Origin of the sequence: Paraglaciecola sp. (assembly GCF_051252315.1) — a bacterium.
In the GTDB taxonomy this organism is placed as follows: Bacteria; Pseudomonadota; Gammaproteobacteria; order Enterobacterales; family Alteromonadaceae; genus Paraglaciecola.
This window is the reverse complement of the sequence record NZ_JBPOFP010000101.1, coordinates 1-17,329: the sequence shown is the minus strand read 5'-3', so window position 1 is coordinate 17,329 and position 17,329 is coordinate 1. Positions and strand designations below refer to the sequence as shown.

The following is a 17,329-nucleotide window of genomic DNA, read 5'->3' as shown; positions in this document are numbered from 1 at the left end:
AACTCATACCGCACCATTGGCAACCTTATGATTTTTTCTCTTATTCAAAACTGCAAAACCTATGGAAAAAATCCTAACTGACAAGGTTAGTTAGACTCAAGCTAGAATGTGTTAACCCAATAACTTACTTTTTACTTCCAACCAATTAGCTACCTTGTCATAACCCTGTTCAAAATGGTTATGCACGGCATCAAACAACAAACCTTGCCCACAGAATGCATCAATATGACAACTACTATCATCAATTAAAAAATCACAATTCAACATGCCTTTGTAACCACAAAAAATAAAATTTAGATCGTTAATAAATGGAAAATGCTTTTTGAGCCATTGATGTTTAGCCGTGAATGAACTTGGGTACTCCATGGCGGCACTGGCAAAATAGATAGTATAGGTTTGACTCAATTCCTTAATTACTTCCACAGCATTTTCAAAAACCGGTAAATCTTTAAAAAATTCAGGATGATGAGGAAATTTCTTAACTGCAGTCAGATGTTCTTTAGCCACTACATCATAGATTTTTTTACCCAACATATCTTGGCGTTCAAGGGAGATACCAAATTCATTTTTGTACCAATCTAAATGACGGGACAAGGTATCTGCAACTGTGTCATCCATATCAATCGCAATACTCTTTTTAGCCATATTTATTCTTCTCCTATTTAGTGATAATTAGCAATGTATTACACATAATATCAAAATTAAGTTTATAATTTTGACTTCCCTTGTAACTTTTTAATACGAAAAAAGGGGAAACTCTTTTCAGAGCTTCCCCGTTTAAATATCACCAATCAAACTAGATGGTGTTAATACACCACCAGCAATTTTTACTTTTTCAAAAAGCCGTAACGTCTAGGATATAGATCTTTATGCACTTCTTTGGCAGCTTCTACCATATGTTCATAAGGTACATCAGTAATGCGTACCATACCTGAGTTGTAGTTTTCACCGTCGTAGGCACGACCTGCTATAGGACCATCTGAGTACTGAAACATATGTGCGCCAACAAAGTACGGATTGTCTATTACCGAATGTAGGTAGTTCTTCAGTTTTAAACCACGATCTTTTTGATCTGCCGCAATCACAATACCAGGGTGAACATGACCCGCATCATCAGACCCAAAACTAAACTCACCTACTAGACTTGGCTTATCTAAACCTTCTAAGAAATCCCACTGACCTGGTATCACGCCTTCTTTGTATACATTGTAGGTAATGATATCGCTGTTTTCCGCCGCTGCACGTAAGATCTCCGGAGGCATACCCCATAGAGGTAAGCGAGATCCTAAGTACAAGTGATTTGGCATTTTAGACTTCATCGCTTTGTTGACTGTAGAGAAATACTTCACACCATATTGATAAAGCAATTCAGAATAATCTTTTTCTTGCTCATCTGTGTTAAAGCTGGCGTCTATACCTTTAGCAAAAGCATCCCATGAAGCTACATCTTTAGCCCAAGCTTTATTCAAAGCATCAATGGTTTTATATTTGTCTTTAATGATTTTAGTAAAGGCCGCTTTTCCGGGTACTTCTGCGGCATCACGGCCTAATGTATTAATTACAATACCGTATAAAGATTCGCGGTTGGTACTACGGCCAAAACTTTGTTCGTTGTCCATAAACACCCCCATACACCAAGGCGTATTATTGATTTGTGCAGACACATGTTCTGCGGCAATCACAGCGCGCTCATAAAACCTAGGATCGAAAGCATCAGGTACACCATGCCAAAAGTCGAAACCACTACTTAAGGTACCGAACTCACCAATAATGTCGGCAAAGGCCACAAATGGAATTTGATTATTGCCATAATAAGCATCTTGCGACCAGTTACCTAGTGAGGTGTAACCCCAGTCTTTCATACGTCTAACGGTTACATTACGCCATGTATCTAAATACGACTCTTTATAGGTTTCACCATAACGGCGCTCTAAGTTTGCACTGTAGAAACTAAAAGTTTCGCCTTCTTTTAATGGCCCACTTTGCGTTTCACGTCGATAACCAAAATGATTACCTAGATCATCATCATAACTTGGTAACCAGTCGAAAACCTTAGCACGAATTTCGTTAGCTACATGACGGCTTGGGATCGCTTCATCGTTTACTCGGTTGAGTGGCTGATCATCTTCAGCGACTGTCATATCTGCAGTACGTTTAGCAATGAATTTTTCATCAAAGCCATAACCCGTCATAGTTGACGAGTTAGACAAACGAATAATGTCGATACCAGTAGAAAAATATAAATATCCTTCAGGGTCTACTAAGGCCCATTTTCCTTCTACTTTTTCAGTGCGGAAAAAACCTGTGGCTTCAAGTTTAGGGCCGTCTTTCCAACCGTGGAATTTAGACCTGTCCGACATAGTTTCACCTTTAAGGGTATCTAATTCGGCTTGAGTCACTTGTTTAAGGTGTTCCTCTGACTTAATTTTACCTGGATAATCCACCTTGGCGTTTTGACCAAATTGGTCGATCACACCCACTAAAAAGTTTTTATCCATTTCAGGGTTTTGGCGCAATCTAACGTTATCTATAGTGAATTGTCTATCGCTCAACATACCTTTAGCATGAAACGAAATACCTCGAATACCCGCTATATTTAAACGTTTCGTGCCCCAAAAAGAATAAGCTTGTTTGTCATCTGATTGCCAAGTCACTGGGTTTGAACGAAAACCTGATTCAAAGTTAAACTCGCCTTGCGCAGCCCAAACTGGCTCTTTTTGATCATGGCCATCCATTTTTGCGTAATGGGTTTGGGTTTTACCCACTGGTACCACTAAACCTCTGGTGTATGACTTACCGTCAATATCACTGATAATCAAATCAAGTTGAACAGATTCAGTTCCTTTATTGGTTAAGTCAAAAGCTAAATTAAAGTCGCTATATTCGCTCCAATCGTATGGCGTGTTTGGACGGAGTGAAAAACTAGCTTGAGAGTTTGTAAACTCAACTAATAACGAGTGTTTGCCACTAATTGCTAGGTCGTCAGAGGTAATACTTGGTGTACCATTATTAACTTTAATCTCTGTAAGCACCTCGCCCTGTTCAAAGTCATAGATCATGACTTCTTCTACCGCTTGACTGGCCTGACTTGGGCTACTTGCGGTATTTTCAGTTTTTGAATCTGAAGCATTACAACCAGCCAACAGCGGTGCAACAATAGAAGCAAGTAACAAACTTGATCCACGTTTTTTGTTCGATTTATTAATCATCATAATAATCCTGTTCACAACCAACCGCGCATAAAATTTGCGCAATAATAATTCATAACTAAAACATAACACATGTTACTGCAGTGTTAATAGTATATTGTTAACAATATATATAATTAAATTGAATTAGGTAAGACCAATGCAAGCTATAAGGTAAAGAATAATGCCTATTTTCTTTGGTGGTATGTCAACGCCATAAATATAAACTGTTTAATAATATTTCCTTTAATTGGCAGGTTCGCTGCAAACACCACTCCCCGAGTCTTATTATAAGTTAAATCAGGATAAACCAATTTAAACTCTTCAATTAAACTGGTTTGGCAGTGTACGAACAATCCATAATGTTCTGTATCTACTTGGCTTAAACGGAGTGTGGTGCCAGATTTAGGCCCACTTGTTACATAACTCGGCTCTTGCCATTTTAAACATTCTTGTACATGGCCAATATCATCATTTGTTTGGGCTATTTCAAAGATCCATGTTCGTACTTGCAGCAAATGTTTTTTCATCTTTGGCGAAAACTGGTCATAAACAGGCTTTACCTCTTGCATCAAAGGAGCCATCAACTTACTGATTTCACTACGTTATATGAATATATGCCATCAAGTTTTTTTGCCGCCAATTTATCGCTAATACCTAACTTGGATAACATGCCTAATATAGAAAGTTTTGTCCGATCTACAGGGGTAGACATGTGATATAAACTAGCATTTTTAGCGGCCTCACGTTGAATATTACTTGTGCGTTGCATACGCTGATTTTGATATGCCATTAGTCCAGTGGGTGTATCTATAGAATGGTTTAAACACTCCGCCAAAACATAAGCATCTTCAATCGCCATGGCTGCACCTTGGGCTAAAAAAGGCAACATTGGATGACAAGCATCTCCCAACAATGCGACGTTATTGTCGACCCATTTATCTAACGGTTTGCGGCCATACAAGGCCCACAAAAAACAAGACTCTGTTGCATCTAAAACTTCTGTTACTTCTGGATGCCATCCCTTAAAGCGTGACCTTAGTTGATTTATATCCCCTGGTTCAGTCCAAGACTCTTGTCGCCAATCATTACGCTCTTCTACTGCGACAAAATTAACTAATTCCCCACCACGTAAATAATAACTAACAAAGTGTTGGCCTGGACCTACCCATAAATTGGCATTGGGTTTAACTAAATGTTGAGGTAAAGATGAAGCAGGCACAACACCACGCCAAGCAACTTGTCCTGTAAATTCTGGTTTATGAGCACCTAACATACAGGCTTGTACTTTAGAACGGATCCCATCTGCACCAATTAATATATCCGTTATTTGGCTTTCGCCATTTTCAAATTTAAGATCAACTTGTGACCCATTTATTTCATAAACATCAACATTCTTTCCTAAATGCACTTTCACACCACTTTCCACACAAGCGGTAAATAAAACGTGATGTAAGTCGGCACGATGAATATGTAAATATTCAGCTCCGTATGTTTGTTTACAGTGCTGTTTTAAGGGCACACAAAAGTATTCGTTACCCGTTTTATAATGACGCATTACCGCTGCATGAGGAGCGAAAGAAAGCGCTTTTATTTTATCGGCTAAACCTAATGCTTGTAGCACATGCATAGCATTGGGACTTAATTGTAAACCTGCCCCCACTTCCCCTAAAACTTTTGAGCGTTCAAATACGTCAACTTGAAAACCTTTTTTGGTTAGAGCCAGAGCTGCACATAGTCCACCAATTCCCGCACCTGCAATAGCAATTTTTCGAGGCATGTTTTTATCAATTGAAAGCATAATAAAAAGGATATTATCATTTAGTCAGAAATAGTTGATCGATTTGTTTCTTTTGTACGTATTGTCAAAGAAAGTTTATGTTTTTAAAGGAAATATTATCTCTTACAAAACCTTAATGTGGTTTCGACAAGATTTGCGCTTGCGAGACAACCCTGCACTGTCATTTGCAAGTGAGCAAGGCACAATTGTCCCTTTATACATTGCTGATTCAAGCTGCCCTCAGCCATTTCAATTAGGAGCAGCAAGTAAGTGGTGGTTGCATCATTCACTGCAGTCATTAGATCAATCTTTGGATAATAAACTACATTGCAAAAGTGGTGATGCCCAGCAAGTTATACTCGATTTTGTAAAAACACATTCCATTCAGTGTGTAGTTTGGAATCGTTGTTACGAACCTTGGCAAATCAAACGAGATACCCAAATAAAACAAGCATTAAAAGAGATGGGAGTGACTGTAAAAACCTTTAATGGCTCATTATTGTGGGAGCCTTGGGAGGTGCTAAAGAAAGACCAAACCCCCTATAAAGTCTTCACACCTTATTATCGAAATGGGTGTTTACGGGTTCAATCACCAAGAATGCCCTCGCCTGAACCACAAACTCTTTCAATAGATTATTTGCAACAAGAAGATATGGGCGTTTCTTCTCTTAACTTATTACCCTCAATAAATTGGCATACTCAAATAGATAAATTATGGGCGCCTGGCGAGTCAGGTGCGTCTGAAAGACTTAGTCAATTTTTACCTAATCACATTAAACAATATAAATCTGCTAGAGACATTCCAAGTCTACTGGGTACCTCCGGCCTAAGCGCTCATTTACACTTTGGTGAAATCTCGCCCAATCAAGTTTGGTTTGCGGTGCTTCATTCAGTCCAAGGAAATACAGAGCAAGAAGGCGTAGATTGTTACCTAAGTGAATTAGGCTGGCGGGAGTTTTCGTATTATTTGTTATATCACTTCCCCACTTTACCTGACAAAAATTTCAGCCCTAAATTTGAGCACTTTAGATGGCGCAATGACCCCGCAAGTTTAAAAAATTGGCAACAGGGTCAAACCGGCATCCCCATTATTGATGCCGGCATGCGTGAGTTGTGGCAAACCGGAACTATGCATAATCGAGTGAGAATGTTAGTAGGTTCGTTTTTAGTCAAAAATTTACTGATCGAATGGCAACAAGGAGCCGCTTGGTTTTGGGATTGCCTACTCGACGCTGATCTAGCTTCGAATAGTGCTAGTTGGCAATGGGTAGCAGGCACAGGAGCAGATGCTGCGCCTTACTTCCGAATATTTAATCCCGTCACTCAAGGACAAAAGTTCGATAGTCGTGGCGATTACATACGGAAATATTGTCCTGAATTAAATGATTTACCAGACAAGTATATTCATAACCCATGGGATGCACCTGCAGAAGTACTAACGTCAGCTAAGGTTAGATTAGGCAAAGATTACCCAGCACCTATTGTTGACCTCAAATTATCTCGTCAAAGAGCTTTAGACACCTTTAAGGAAAAAGAAATACCTCTACAACCAATTGGTTAATTTAAAGCCTAAACCAATTCTTTGGGTATGCTGATCAAAGTAAATTAAACTTTCACCATACCCATTAAAATATTCTAAATAACCTTGTAGCTTACCGTTTATAGGAAAGGACCAACCTAATTCCACAGCACCTCGATTATCACTTCGTAAATTATTGCGCAGGGTAAACTCTAAAGTGTGTTTGTCTGAAATATTCCAAAGGCCACCTAATTCACCATAACCAAGGTAACGTTCGATATAAGGGTTGTCATCTCCTTCTGGCGAACTGGGATCGAGCTTTTCATCTTCGGGGATACGGTACCAAGTACGAAATCCCCAAGTTACATTGTCGGTTTGAGCAAACACCAAACCACCAATTATGCGATTCCAGCTGCGAGACAACAAACCTGTTTGGCCATTAGATTGATGGTTAAAAGACACATACGCTTGCTCAACAGGTAAACCTAAAAACGACCAAGAGTGTCTATAATTCAATAGCATTTCTGGCTCGTAATTGGTTTCACGAAAAGGCGCCGAGATATCATCGTTGTATGATTGCCACCAACTGGTAGAGGTAAAAGCAAATAACAAATCAAGATCATTAAAGACAAAATCTTGCCAGGCTAAATATTTAAGAGATACCTGAAACTTAGCTTCTAAGTTATCTAACTTAGGCCCAACAGCCACATCTTTATAGGGTTCACGACGAATACTAGTTAATGTTAACGGCAAGATGAAGTTGGGTTTATGTGGCAAGATGGCGAAAGGATTACTGGCAGCCTCAGCTTCTAAAGCTTGACGTTTTTTGACCCGGTTTGTTTTAACTTTTCCACAGTTTTCAATCAGCTCACCGACAGTTTGTTCGGGCCGGGCATTCATCACTGCCACCAACAAACAAGCATTCACGTCACTTTTGGTGGTGTTTCGTTTTTCACTTTCTACTTGCTGTGCTTCTGCCAAATTCGAGCACAAGACTAAAGCAACAACTAACCTACCCCACATGTGCTGTCTCCCGCAACTAGGCTGATTTCTGGATAAGAAATGTAATTGCCGCCAATCTTGCCAAGTTCAACGTATATTGCAAGCTTCAGATCACAAAACCTTCATATAAAATCGAGCAAATTTTTATACACTTTTATCCCACAAGGTTTTAGCAAATAAAAGAATGAGATATGAAACATATAGGTTCGATTAAAAGCCGTTTAATTGTGATCATGTTAGTGTGCGTGGTAGGCATGTCAATCCTTGCTATTAATCAAATTTACAACACTCATCGACTTATAGAATTAAACAATCAGGGGCGACTTCTACTTAAGCTCAATAATGACTTACTACAACTTAGACGCCACGAAAAAGATTTTTTACTCAGGCTAGACAGCCAGTACGCTGCTCAATTTAACATACGAGCTAACAAATTTAACCAAGAGCTCTCGCAACTACACGACTTGTCTATGCAATCTTCAATCTCAACTGATTGGTTCGACAATGTCCAACAAGGGCTTACCATTTACCAAGAGTTATTTAATCAACTTGTCCAGTTGCACACTGATATGGGGCTTGATGCCGAGGCGGGTTATCAAGGTGAATTTAGACAGGCTAATCACCAATTAGAAAACCAGTTACAAGCCGGCGGTAAAACCTATTCACATCTTATTTTACTTCAACTTAGGCGAGCCGAAAAAGACTTTTTACTCAGGCTAGACATGCAATATATTGAAAAGCAAAATCAACTGTATCAATCGTTACGAGAAGAATTAATTACTTCAACGGACGCTCAGTCAAATGCACAAATCAGCCTACTCGACAACTATCAAGCTAAATTTATGCAATTGGTCAACACGCAAAAAACCTTAGGTTTAGATCATGAATCGGGATTACAAGGTGAATTTAGACGTCAAGCTCATTTGGTGGAAGCTGAGTTGTCGATGTTAGATACAAAAGTCAAAAACATCCTGCTTCAAGAAGAAAGTAAAATCGAACGCATTAGTATAGTAATTATGTTCGCTACATTATTGGCTTTAGTGATACTACTGGTAAAAAGTTTTACCACGTTACAAAAAGCTTTTGCCACTTTTGTGATGTTTTTCTACCGTTGTAAACGGGAATATCAACATATTGATGAAAGAAAACAAGGCTTCGCCGAGTTTAAATACCTGGCTATGATTGCAAATGAAATGATCGATGCCCGGCAAGAAATAGAGCAAGAACTTAAAAAATCCCAGCAAGAAGTTGAGCGATTACGTTCTTCTCACTCAATAAACGCATAACACCAGATAAGTCATACTATTCATTTTATTCACCCAAAAAGTATACATATGATGTTTAAGTATGTAATATGTGAAATATAAAGAATAACTAACATATTGTTAACAGAAACTGTGGGAGAAACCATGAAACGCCATTTGATAGGAGCATCGATTGCTTCAGCGTTATTGCTAACAACAGCATGTAATAAGCAAGACAATACATCAATCAATACGACGCCTGTAAAAGCTGAAGCAACTAAATTAGAGGTAGCCGCCACTAGCGAATTGGAACAGCAAGCACGTGTAAAACTTAAAACACTAGCAGGCATGATGGATGAAGCTCGTGCAAAAAACATTGATGTTGCCCGTGAAGAAACCATAGTCTGGTTTTCTGAGCAGTTTCTAAAATTTGCCAATTGGGACGAAGCCAATCCAGATACTATTGAAAAAGCTTTTGGATATGAGCGTTATTATGCTGAAAACAAAAAACAGCTAGCCCTTGAATTACCTACATTCGAACGTCAAAAAGTCATCGAAATATTAGATAAAGGCATAGACGTTTTAGGTCAAGAATTACGTGGCGAAATTAAACGTCGCCCAGTTAACAAAGTTGACTGGCAAGGTACCAAAGCTGCCGACAATATGTTCATTAGTAATGGCAAACCCATCTTTCCTTACGATTACTTTTCTAAGACAGTTGGCCAACCACTGACCAATACCGATGTCTATAACGACCATTTAGGTGCACTTTACCACGGAGGCGAAAACCTCTATCCAGTTGATCACGATCGCGCCATTAACTCTTTTTTACTCAATGAAGATGGCACGTTTAATCAGGAATTAATGAAAGAGCTCACCGATATCCCTGATACCAACATTGGGTTCCTATATTACTGGATCATGGGTATTCCCGAGTGGATTGAAAAACAAGAACCAGAAGTGCGCAAAGGGCGTTCGCTTTTCACAGGCTTCGATATCGACAACCCACTTGTTCGTGATGTGTGGGGTAAAATCATCCGTGAAACAGGTCGACTAACCAAAGGCAAAAAAGTCACTGAGTTAGGTTTTGTATTGGCAAACGAACCTCACTGGTATGCCGAAAAAGGCCACTGGACTCATAAATTCAAAGAAATGAACGACATTTCTTCTTATACATTAAATAAATTCCGAGCCTGGTTAGACACAAAATATACCGGCAACCTAGCAGAATTAAATACGAATTGGGGTACTTCTTTCAAAAGTTTCGACCAGGTAACAATAGAGATCCCTATCGATCCTGCTTTACTAGGTACACCTATTTGGTATGACTGGTCTCGTTATAATATGGACCGTTCCACAGACTGGTTCAGCTATGTACAAAACGAATTGCATTCGGTTAATTCTGATGCCCATACGTCTATTAAGATCATGCCAAGAATGTTTATGGAAGATGCTCGTTCTGGCGGCATAGATACAGAAGCACTAGCAGAATTAACCACTATGGTGGGCCATGATGCCAAAGCATTCGGCAGTAAGAACATTCGCCCAGGTAAGTCGTCTAAGTGGCTAGAAAAATACGCTTATTCATGGGGTAAAGTGGCTATGTTCCATGACTTTATGGAATCGGTAGCACCAAACAAAATTAACTTTAATTCAGAGTCTCACTTTTTATCTTCAGGCCAATGGCGCGACTTAGACACCCGTACTAGCTATGTACGCAGTGTTTATTGGTTAGCAACCTTGTTAGGAATGGATGCCAACACAGGTTGGTTCTGGGCACGAGATCCTGACGGTTCTCCTGAAGACAGGCTAGAAGGGGATTTAGACTTCTTCGATCCCGGTTTAGGTGGCGCTTACGCAGGTTCAAATAATATGCAGCCTCATGTGACCAATGAAGTGACGCAGGTCATGTATGACTTAAATAGTTTTTCTGAGGAAATCGTAGAACTACGTGAACAGGCTCGCCCGTTACGTTTATTCTATTCAGAAACTACTGCCATCAACACTACTGACTATATGACTAAGGGTTACAAACTTTACGAAGAGCTTTTCTTTGAAGGGGCGCCTCTTGGTTTTGTCACTAAAAATATTATTGAAAAACAAGATAACAGCAGTTGGGACACAGTACTTGTATACAACAACCCTAACGTGAGTGATGGCGAATTTGCAGCATTACAAGCGTACTTAAATACAGGAGGGACTATTATTCAAGATGTTAATAGTTTAACCCTTAACGAGTATGGCCAAACACGTACAGATAAGTTAATTGCAGGTAAAGGCAAACTGGTTATTTTAGAAGCTGACGCGAATTTAGCTAAAGTGAAACAGGTAGCTCTAACGGAAGTCGCCGATAAAATGCCTAATGTGGTTATTGCCGAAGATAATAGCGTAGACCATAAGACCACTACGTGGCGCACAGTAAAGCAGGCTGATGGCAGTTATTTAGTCAATATACTCAATGTCGGTCACAATACGGCTCAATTAGATTTAACTCTACGAGATGGTCAATCAGTGTCTATCACTAACATGATGACAGGCAACACTCTTGAGCCTTCATTTCAGTTGAAATCTGAAGGTGTGTTACTACTAAAGGTAGTGCCTCAATAACCAATCTTCTAGAGATTTCATGACTTTAAAGGCACCTAAGAAATTAGGTGCTTTTTTTGTTAGTTCAACCAATACAAATTGGTATTACCAATAAAAGAATAAAAACAATACAAATAAAACCCCTTTCACATTCTCCTACTATATAAAAAACCTACAAACACCAAAACCATAACTCATTGTTAAAAAAGGATTAAACAGCATTTGGTAATACCAATTCATGAGCCGGAGTGTTAACAGTATGTTATGAAACTGCAATATTGGTAACAACAAGTGTTAGACTAGCTGGTAATCATTAAAAGGACGATTAAATATGAATAAAAATCTAATTACATTAACTATGATTGCGGCACTAACTGGCTGTGGTGGTGGTGGTGGTGGCGGTGGTGGTCCAACTAACAATAATGGAAATCCAGTAAGTAATACTGCTGCCGTTTTTTCAGGAGATACGTCAAGTACCCTTGCCATAAATAGTTCGACTATGTCAGGTAATTTAACCATCACAGATCCTGATTCTAACGAAAACTCAGCGACTGCCCAAAGTAATATATCGACCACTTATGGCACATTTAACTTAGAGTCTAATGGACAGTGGACTTACACTGCAGACTCTTCAAATACCGCTCTAATTGCCTTAGCCGAAGATGCTACGTTAGTAGATACAATCGCTGTTACGTCAGTAGATGGTACAAGCCAAAACATAAGTATCACGCTTGTAGGCATTAACGATCTAGCAGAATTTGGCACGGGTACCGGTGTCGATAGTGCCACTATTAATAATAGTGTAAATACTGAAACAGCAGGCACATTGAGTATTAATGACCCCGATACAGACGAAGGGCTATTTATAACTCAAGAAACCGTAGCCTTTACATATGGTGAATTTTCTATTGATGAGAATGGGGGCTGGAGCTATCGCTTAGATAAAAATAACGCCACCATAATGGCTCTTGTAGATGAGACAGACTCTGTAATTGAAGAAATAAACGTCAGCTCAGTAGATGGCAGCTCAACGACAATTTCTATTAATATATTTGGCGTCCCCGCTCCTACTGTGATCGCTTCAACGCTAGTTAAAGGCTCGATTGGTGACAACGATAACGTGCCGGACATTAATTGCACCACAACCGTCTCTTCAATGAGCGCGTTAGAAGATGCTGTCAGTTTTGACATGACACCCGGCGAAACAGTTTGTGTTGCCTCCGGTACGTATGGTGAATTTGAATTGAAATTTGGTGGGGCAGGTACTGCTGAATTACCTATTACAGTAGCCGCTGCGGTGCCAGGCGAAGTGATTATCAATGGTGATGCCTCCATTGGTATGACGGGTGAATATGCCGTTTTACAAGGTTTCATTTTTAAAGACGGCAATATGGATAGCAGCCTTTTACAAACTCGCGCTAACAGTAATACAGCCTGTAACAATTGCCGGGTAACAGACAATACCTTTATCAATATGGATGCTGGGCAAGACAACAGCACTAAGTGGTTCCAATTCTATGGTAGCGGAAACCGTTTTGACCATAACTGGGTATCAGGTAAAGAAACACGGGGCGCATTATTTATTGTTGAACGTGGTGATGGTACAGAAGACCGCACACAAATAGACCATAATTATTTTGCTGATCGTCCACCTATTGGCGGCGTCGCATATGCTGATAATAGTGACAATGAATATGAAGGTATTCGTATTGGTTCGAGTGATTCCCACACCAGCGATTCATTTGCGGTCATTGAACACAACTATATTGAACGAATTGATGGCGAAGCTGAAGTTATCTCGGTAAAAGCAGGTGGGGTGACAGTTGCACATAACACTATTCGCAACAGCCGAGGTTCAATTGTGAGTCGTCATGGTGAAGGTACAATCATTGATAATAATTATATTATTGGTGACGGTAACCCTTTCTCGGGCGGTGTAAGAATAGTAGATGCCAATCACAGCGTCACTAACAACTATATTCAAGGTGCTCGTAATCCAAGTTCAAATTTTTATGGGGGCATTTTAATTAGTGCATCTGACGGTTCGACTTCAAACGGCTACCAAGAGGTTGAAAATGTACTGGTAGCGAACAACACAGTGGTAGATAGCGTAAATAGTATTAATTTATTCGCTGGGAATGAAGATGACAAACCAGAGAGTGTATATTTTGCAAATAACGTGGTAGCCGAAGCTATTGGTCCGGTATTTAAAAATGCTGATGAGATGCCTAATAACTCTTCGTATTCAGGTAACTACATCTTTGGTCAGTCTCTAGCAGACGATGATGATTTAACCAGTGTTGATGGATTTACCTTTGCCGACCCAATGTTGAGTGCTGACGCCAATGGTTTGTATCGCCCTACCGTAGATAGTGCAAACTTAAGTGCTGATTTATCTGCAGAAACAGGTGATTATTCATTACCTTCGAAAGATATGGATGGTGAAACCCGTTCTAATAACACACTTTCTGGAGCCGATGAAAGATTAGACCAAGCTCTAGTCGTTACTGATGTACGTGGATTGTTAACACCTGAATTAGTCGGGCCGTTGAGTTATACCGCACCTGTTGGCACTCCTTATATCGCACAAGTCGCCATAGCTAATGAGGATTTTGATAATCAAAGTTTAGCCAGTTGGACAAATGTAGATGCAGAAATTACAACCGATCTTGAAGACGTGTTTTCTCGCGGCAGTAGCCTTAAGTTAGACAGTTCAACTGATAGCTTAACGCAAACCCTAACGGTTGAAGCAAACACCAACTATACCTTCTCTGCTTTTGTAAAAGGAGCGGCAAAATTAAGTGCAACTGTAGGTGGTGAAACTTACTCTGTGGACGAGAATTTTTCTGATTATCGTTTTACCTCAATTAGTTTTAACTCTGGTGAAGGGACTAGCTTAGTTATCAGTGCAACGGTAGATGACTTTGTTTTAGGATTTGCAGATATTCAAAATCCTAACTTTGATGACGCGCAAGACAATTGGGTGGTTAACGAAGGGACTGGTATCGGCCAAGTACAAGACTCAGACAATTCAGCATCTGGATCTAATGGTTCAATCAAGTTTAAATACAATGATGACGACAGTGGCACGCCATATAACCCGTACATAGCACAAACCGTTACAGTACAGGCTAATACTGATTACACTTTAAGTATGTATAACTTGTTAAAAGGTAGTGCTGAAGCAACTGTGTTGTTTGGTGCCCACTCTGGTGACGCAATTGAGGACGGGGTATTCTCCGCTGATGATGTGATAGCCTCTAAAGACTCGGTTTTCGCTGATTTATCTGAAGATAATGAAGGTGATGATAGCTTTAGGCCTGATGCATTGGTGTTTAACTCCGGTGACAATACTAGTGTGACTATTTTTGCACAATATCAGTCTGCAACAGGCGACGACATACGAATAGATGACTTTAGTCTATCGGCTGAAGGAGCCCCGGAGGAAGGCACTGAAGCCTATTTTGATAGCTTCCGTTTAGTCTCTCACCCATCTTTATAATAAGAGGGTAGATTTAATAGAAACCGATAAGCCATGCTTATCGGTTGCTGTTTAGTCTCGGTTAACTCTAGTAACAAGTTTTACCAATACTTACATTTTTAGTATCGATAACACCAAATTTTTCGGTTAGATTTTAGTTTAACCTCTCAAATTTTCAGCCAATTGAATGATACCTATGCCCTTTAGATTATTTCGCTTTGTCATTATTTTAATATTATTTATTTCACTCGCCGGCTGTATCAATATAGACAGGCCTACTGTACCGGCTAAAACCAATCACTACGTAATTACCAATGTACATTTGGTCGATGTGGTAAATAAACAAATAAGGCCAAAACAAAACGTTGAAATTAAACAAGGTGTCATTCATAAAATTTATCAGGGAGAGGTTAAGTTTAGTGAGCAATCACCTATACAAATTAATGGCACTGGTAAATATCTGTTACCAGGTTTGTGGGATAACCACAGTACCGTCATTCAACTGTCCCCCGAAATTGATTTTCCTTTGTACATTGCCAATGGAGTGACATCCGTTCGCAGTAACCTAAGTTGTCCAAATGAAAATAAAACTTCAATGTATGCATGTCAAAAAGACAAAGCTAAGTGGAAAAAACAGGTACTAAATGGACAAATGGTGGGTCCAACTATTCAAGGCTGGGGTACATTTCCAGTAAATGGTAATAAATCAACTCACCCTAATTCTCCGGACTTTCATGGAGCAGGAAACGCTCAACAAGCTCAAAGTCTGGTTAAATATTACAAGGCTTTCGATAATGACGAACGGCCATTTTTTATCAAAACCTATAACAAGGTAACCAAAGATGGCTACTTCGCACTTGCTGAGCATGCCCAGAAAAATGGTTTCGAATTATCCGGTCATAAACCTCGTGCCATAAGCCTAGAAGAGTTAGTTAATGCAGGTCAGCGATCCGTTGCCCATGCTCGACTATTCTTGTACGACTGCTCACTTCAAGCCGATTCCTTGTTAAGAGGAGAACATTGGGGTACACCTCTCCCCGAGTTTTACCGGTTCTTAATTGCCAACTTTGACAATAATAATTGCCAATCTAAATACAAAATGCTGGCAGACAACCAAGTATTTATTAATCCCACTCTTATGACCAGAAGAAATGATTATTATGCTGTCGCAGGCCTGCAAGACGAAATTAATGGGCTAGATTACGCCCATTACATGCTAAAGCGTGAATGGCAAGAAGACGTTGAAAAACTCGGAACCGATCTATCAGAAAAAGACATAAAGGCTTTCGAAGATTTTTATCACTTAAGCGCAGATACAATCAAACAAGCCCACTTAGCTGGAGTCTCTATTTTAGCGGGAACGGATAGTTGGAGTGAATATAATGTGCCAGGCTTTTCTTTACATGAGGAATTACAAGCACTACATGAAGCAGGGCTAGATAACTTTTCTATTCTCCAAGCAGCGACGATAAATGGTGCAAAATACTTTAGAATTTCAGACAAAATAGGCAGCATAGATATTGGTAAACAAGCAGACATGCTACTTTTAGATGCCGATCCAACTGCAGATATCCACAACACCCAAAACATCCATACTGTATTTAAGGGAGAAACTATATATTCCAACAATGAGTTGGAAAAGTTGAAAACCGATGTGAAAGAATTAGCTGGCAGTCATAAAGTTACCGCCAAACTCATTGGTTTATTCTTAAGTAACCCGGGGGGATTTTAAAAAATCTGCACCTTGAATTCGATGTATAAAAATATTGCCGGCCAATCAAGGTTCTAATTAGAAAAGGTGAGCCCCAATTGCATATCTAGAGGTTTATTGCTTAGATCAGGAATAGCGTTTATTCTGTTAACACGCCATCGACTTCTTAATGTGAAAATTGCAATGCGTGACATCTTATTCATTCTAATATCTGTATTTTTAATTTCATGTTCAAAAAACGAAGTAACAGGCTCAGTTATTACTTTATGTGCAGATAAAGAGAACGCAAAAGTTTGCGACTTAATACACAATGGTGCTTTTTGTAGCATACAAAAATCTGAAACAGCCCGCGCACTGGTTATCCAAAGTCGTAGCAAAACGGTAAAAAATGCCTATGCTGCTCTAACGACCCTCGATAAATACAAAGCCTGCCTTGATAATGTAGTGTTAGCTCAAAGTGCCATTAAAAAGTCTGATGAAGTATCTCGCTTTGTTACTATTGCGAATATACCTAAATATCAAGATAAAATTGTTAGAGAAACCAAAGGCGTGCGGCCCGAAATTAACTTATGGCTTTACAAAAAAACAGGTAACCGTGATTATTGGCAATCAATGATTAATGGTGTAAACAGGGCAAAAAATGTCCATCAAGACGTTTTTATTGTCATGATGGCTGAAGCAGCATCTAAAAATATTGAAAAAGCCAAAAACATAGCAGATTCATTGCTCGGACGTACTGAGTTATTAAGCGAACTATCACCTGAAGTTTATAAGTTTTACATCACGTATTTCTTAAATAAAGGTGATGACTTTAAGTC

Annotated in this window: 11 protein-coding genes; 6 read left to right on the top strand and 5 right to left on the bottom strand. The window is 39.4% G+C overall.

The genetic code is table 11. The features are described from left to right. Window positions 1-111 precede the first annotated feature (111 nt). The 4 genes from ACSHXM_RS16790 to ACSHXM_RS16775 form a co-directional block, all read right to left on the bottom strand. Window positions 112-645: a 5' nucleotidase, NT5C type gene (locus ACSHXM_RS16790; RefSeq protein ID WP_435690595.1), complete on the bottom strand. Its 534-nt coding sequence runs from the start codon at window positions 643-645 to the stop codon at window positions 112-114. Between the two features lie 182 nt (window positions 646-827). Further along, entirely contained in the window at window positions 828-3,212 is a 2,385-nt protein-coding gene (locus ACSHXM_RS16785) for an agarase (RefSeq protein ID WP_435690593.1), read from the bottom strand. Between the two features lie 164 nt (window positions 3,213-3,376). Next, a complete protein-coding gene (locus ACSHXM_RS16780; RefSeq protein ID WP_435690591.1) occupies window positions 3,377-3,760 on the bottom strand; it encodes a hypothetical protein in 384 nt (127 codons plus the stop codon). 11 nt (window positions 3,761-3,771) lie between these two features. Further along, a complete protein-coding gene (locus ACSHXM_RS16775) occupies window positions 3,772-4,968 on the bottom strand; it encodes an FAD-dependent monooxygenase (RefSeq protein ID WP_435690589.1) in 1,197 nt (398 codons plus the stop codon). Between the two features lie 136 nt (window positions 4,969-5,104). On the opposite strand from ACSHXM_RS16775, the gene ACSHXM_RS16770 reads away from it, so the two are divergent. After that, window positions 5,105-6,529, top strand: a complete 1,425-nt coding sequence (locus tag ACSHXM_RS16770) for a cryptochrome/photolyase family protein (protein ID WP_435690587.1) — start codon at window positions 5,105-5,107, stop codon at window positions 6,527-6,529. On the opposite strand, the gene ACSHXM_RS16765 is transcribed toward ACSHXM_RS16770, so the two are convergent. After that, window positions 6,512-7,510 (bottom strand): phospholipase A, encoded by a 999-nt coding sequence (locus ACSHXM_RS16765; protein WP_435690585.1) that lies wholly within the window; start codon window positions 7,508-7,510, stop codon window positions 6,512-6,514. The genes ACSHXM_RS16770 and ACSHXM_RS16765 overlap by 18 nt on opposite strands. 170 nt (window positions 7,511-7,680) lie before the next feature. Between ACSHXM_RS16765 and ACSHXM_RS16760 the strand changes: the two genes are divergently transcribed. The 5 genes from ACSHXM_RS16760 to ACSHXM_RS16740 form a co-directional block, all read left to right on the top strand. Further along, complete coding sequence (locus tag ACSHXM_RS16760; RefSeq protein ID WP_435690583.1) at window positions 7,681-8,775, top strand: hypothetical protein; 1,095 nt, start codon at window positions 7,681-7,683, stop codon at window positions 8,773-8,775. A gap of 123 nt (window positions 8,776-8,898) precedes the next feature. Continuing rightward, window positions 8,899-11,340: a glycoside hydrolase family 42 gene (locus ACSHXM_RS16755; protein ID WP_435690581.1), complete on the top strand. Its 2,442-nt coding sequence runs from the start codon at window positions 8,899-8,901 to the stop codon at window positions 11,338-11,340. 310 nt (window positions 11,341-11,650) lie between these two features. Further along, a complete protein-coding gene (locus ACSHXM_RS16750) occupies window positions 11,651-14,821 on the top strand; it encodes a chondroitinase-B domain-containing protein (RefSeq protein WP_435690579.1) in 3,171 nt (1,056 codons plus the stop codon). A 175-nt stretch (window positions 14,822-14,996) separates the two neighbouring features. Then, window positions 14,997-16,532, top strand: a complete 1,536-nt coding sequence (locus ACSHXM_RS16745) for an amidohydrolase family protein (protein ID WP_435690577.1) — start codon at window positions 14,997-14,999, stop codon at window positions 16,530-16,532. Window positions 16,533-16,694: 162 nt separating this feature from the next. Continuing rightward, on the top strand, window positions 16,695-17,329 hold a 635-nt coding region (locus ACSHXM_RS16740; RefSeq protein WP_435690575.1), incomplete at its 3' end, for a DUF2989 domain-containing protein.